We start from the raw sequence: 3,452 nt of genomic DNA, 5'->3' as shown, positions 1-3,452 counted from the left end.
GCTACGAACGCAAAGCCGACCACTTCCTCGCCTTCACCAGCATCGCCTGCACCCTCATCTGCTTCCGCAGACTCGCCAAATGAGATGACTTCTAACTCTGCGGGTGTACGCGCACCTCATGCCCTCCAGCCGAGAGCGCACCAGCAGAGCCGTGTCCGACGTCTATGCGAATCGTCTTGCCCCCGAGCGGTGAGAGACGCAAGTGGTCCGGCAGGATGCTCGGACCTGGTCGCTTCGGGGAGGGAACCCATGGACTCGACGGATGGCGTCATCAATCTGATTCACCTGGCCGACAGGCCTGGCACCAGCGGACAAAGTGTCTCCGTGCGCATCCTGGGTCGCTATCAACCGGGGATTCTGACCGGCCACGACTTCCTCGACTGCGAGATCGTCATCAACGCGGAATCCGTCAATGGCAACTTCGCGGTGACCCTTCTCCCTGAGGACCTTGAGGACTGGGAGGGCTCCTTGGCAACCCTGGAGTCCGGCCGGTTCGCCGTGTGGCTCGTATCCGGGCGGACTCCTTCGATGAAGTTCGAGCCTGACGAGGGCAGCGGGCTCTGGGTGTCCGTGCACGACGGGCCGTCGTCCGGAGCCACTGTCAAAGTCCCGTTGTTCGTCTCGCCGACGTGGGTCATCGAGCAGCGGGATCTGCTCGACCAGGCCCGCGAGGCCTACCCCCGCGAGGTCGTCGAGACATCACCCGGCGCTTACGAGTGGAGGCGTGCTCGCAACGTCTGACGGCCTGACCAAGCAACTGACGGCCCACAGGCGGCCCAGCCCCACCACAAAGCCCCCGACCCGCGAGAAAACCGCAGGTCGGGGGCTTGTTGGTGTCGCGTTACTTCTTCTTGCCCTGGTTCTTCACAGCCTCGATGGCGGCCTTCGCCGCGTCCGGGTCGAGGTACGTGCCGCCCGGGTTCAGCGGGCGGAAGTCGGCGTCCAGTTCGTACGTGAGCGGGATGCCGGTCGGGATGTTCAGGCCCGCGATGTCGGAGTCGGAGATGCCGTCGAGGTGCTTGACCAGGGCGCGCAGGCTGTTGCCGTGGGCGGCGACCAGGACCGTGCGGCCGGTCAGCAGGTCCGGGACGATGGCGTCGTACCAGTACGGCATCATCCGGATGACGACGTCCTTGAGGCACTCGGTGCGCGGGCGCAGCTCCGAGGGGATCGTCGCGTAGCGCGCGTCGTCGCTCTGCGAGAACTCGGTGCCGTCCTCGAGGACGGGCGGCGGGGTGTCGTACGAACGACGCCACAGCATGAACTGCTCCTCACCGAACTCGGCGAGGGTCTGGGCCTTGTCCTTGCCCTGGAGGGCGCCGTAGTGGCGCTCGTTCAGACGCCAGGAGCGGCGGACGGGGATCCAGTGGCGGTCCGCGGCCTCCAGCCCGAGCTGGGCGGTGCGGATCGCGCGCTTCTGCAGGGAGGTGTGCACCACGTCGGGAAGCAGGCCGGCGTCCTTGAGCAGCTCACCGCCGCGGACCGCCTCCTTCTCGCCCTTGTCGGTGAGGTCTACGTCCACCCATCCGGTGAACAGGTTCTTCGCGTTCCATTCGCTCTCGCCGTGGCGGAGGAGGATCAGCTTGTACGGTGCGTCGGCCATGGGTCCGAGCGTAATCGAACCCGCCAGGGCTCCGCGCGCCCGGCCACAGGGCGGACAACGGAGCGGTGCGGACGGCGAACGGGGCGGTGCGGACAGGCGACGGGGCGGGTGTCGATAGCCCGAGCCGAGTCTGATCCGAGGTCCGGGGCCGGGCCCCGGCCTGAGGGGCCGAGGAGGGGCCGACGGGCCGAGCAGGGGCACCGACGGGCCGAGGCTGGAGGCCGCACCTGACCTCAGGGACAGGACCGCACCTGCGCCCCCACTCCCCGGAAGGCCCCGGGCCGCCGACGTTTGACGCGTGGCGTCAATCGAGTGGTGCCCCGGGATGCGGGCTTCGTAATGTCCGTACGTCCGAATGTCCGTATGTCCGTGTCCTGTAGGTCCGTCCCGCTACCGGGTCACCCACAGGACCACTTCCGTTCCGCACGTCCTCAGGGGAAGCCGTATGCCCGTCGCCCGTCTCGGAAAGGCGGCGCACCAGACGCTCGCCGGGCTTCCCGAGGAGTTCTGGTGGCTGTGGACCAGCACGCTGGTCAATCGCCTGGGGGCGTTCGTCGCGACCTTCATGGCGCTCTATCTGACCCTGGACCGCGGTTACCCGGCCTCGTACGCCGGGCTGGTCGCCGCCCTCCACGGTCTCGGCGGGGTCGTGTCCTCGCTCGGGGCCGGGGTGATGGCGGACCGTCTGGGGCGCCGGCCCACGATGTTGATCGCGCAGCTCTCGACCGCCGTCTCCGTCGCCGTGCTCGGGCTCATGGTGCACCCGGTCGCCATCGCGGGTGTGGCCTTCGTCGTGGGCATGGCCAGTAACGCCTCGCGCCCGGCCGTGCAGGCGATGATGGCCGACATCGTCCGGCCCGAGGACCGGGTGCGGGCCTTCTCGCTCAACTACTGGGCGGTCAACCTGGGGTTCGCGGTCTCCTCCGCGGGTGCCGGCTTCATCGCGGAGTACAACTACCTGGCCGGCTTCATGGGCGAGGCGGCCATGACTCTGGCCTGCGCGGTCGTCGTCTTCCTCAAGGTTCCCGAATCCCGGCCCGAGGAGGCGCCCCGAGTTCCCGGGGCCGGCCAGCCGGACGACGTGCGGCTGAGCACCGTCCTGCGCGACGGGCGCTTCATGGGTGTGGTGGGACTGTCGTTCCTCGTCGCGCTGATCTTTCAGCAGGGGTACGTGGGGCTGCCGGTGGCCATGGGGACGGACGGGCTCTCCAGCTCCGACTTCGGCACGGCCATCTCCGTCAACGGCGTGCTCATCGTGGCCCTGCAGATCCCGGTGACGCGGTTCATCCAGCACCGCGATCCCCGGCGGCTGCTGGTCCTCTCGTCCCTGGTCGCCGGATACGGCTTCGGGCTCACCGCTTTCGCGGGGTCCGTCGGGGTGTACGCGCTGACCGTGTGCGCCTGGACCCTCGCGGAGATCGTGAACGCCCCGACGCAGTCGGGCCTTGTCGTCCGGCTGTCCCCGGCGCTCGGCCGGGGCCGGTACCAGGGGGTGTACACCATGTCCTGGTCGGTGGCGGGGCTCGTGGCCCCGCTGATGTCCGGCTTCGTCATCGACCACTACGGTGCCGCGTGGCTCTGGGGGGCCTGCGCGCTGATCGGCACGGCCGCCGCGCTGGGCTACTCGCTGCTCATGCGCAGCCTCGAGCCGGACACCCAGGGGCAGCCGGAACCGCAGCCCCAGCCCCAGTCCCTTCCGGGAAGCGCCTGGGACACGGCGGCCGAACCGGTCGTCCCGGGCGCCGGATCCGTGGCCGCGGCGCTCACCACAGCCGCGCCCGTCGTCGAGCCGAGGAGCACGGACCCCGCGACCTGACGCCGGGCCCGGCGCCCGACCGCGGGCGCGGGC

At 69.6% G+C, this 3,452-nt stretch carries 3 protein-coding genes; 2 read left to right on the top strand and 1 reads right to left on the bottom strand.

The window, feature by feature from the left end:
* Positions 1-249 precede the first annotated feature (249 nt).
* Positions 250-741, top strand: a complete 492-nt coding sequence (locus ABZ371_RS30520) for a DUF5959 family protein (RefSeq protein WP_358685722.1) — start codon at positions 250-252, stop codon at positions 739-741.
* 100 nt (positions 742-841) lie between these two features.
* Here ABZ371_RS30520 and ABZ371_RS30515 read toward each other — a convergent pair whose 3' ends face one another.
* Positions 842-1,603 (bottom strand): phosphoglyceromutase, encoded by a 762-nt coding sequence (locus tag ABZ371_RS30515; RefSeq protein ID WP_358685721.1) that lies wholly within the window; start codon positions 1,601-1,603, stop codon positions 842-844.
* 445 nt (positions 1,604-2,048) lie between these two features.
* On the opposite strand from ABZ371_RS30515, the gene ABZ371_RS30510 reads away from it, so the two are divergent.
* Complete coding sequence (locus ABZ371_RS30510; RefSeq protein ID WP_358685718.1) at positions 2,049-3,419, top strand: MFS transporter; 1,371 nt, start codon at positions 2,049-2,051, stop codon at positions 3,417-3,419.
* Positions 3,420-3,452 lie beyond the last annotated feature (33 nt).

The organism is Streptomyces sp. NPDC005899 (assembly GCF_040629645.1).
Classification (GTDB): Bacteria; Actinomycetota; Actinomycetes; order Streptomycetales; family Streptomycetaceae; genus Streptomyces.
Note: the sequence above shows the minus strand (reverse complement) of the source record. Positions and strands in the feature narration are given on the sequence as shown.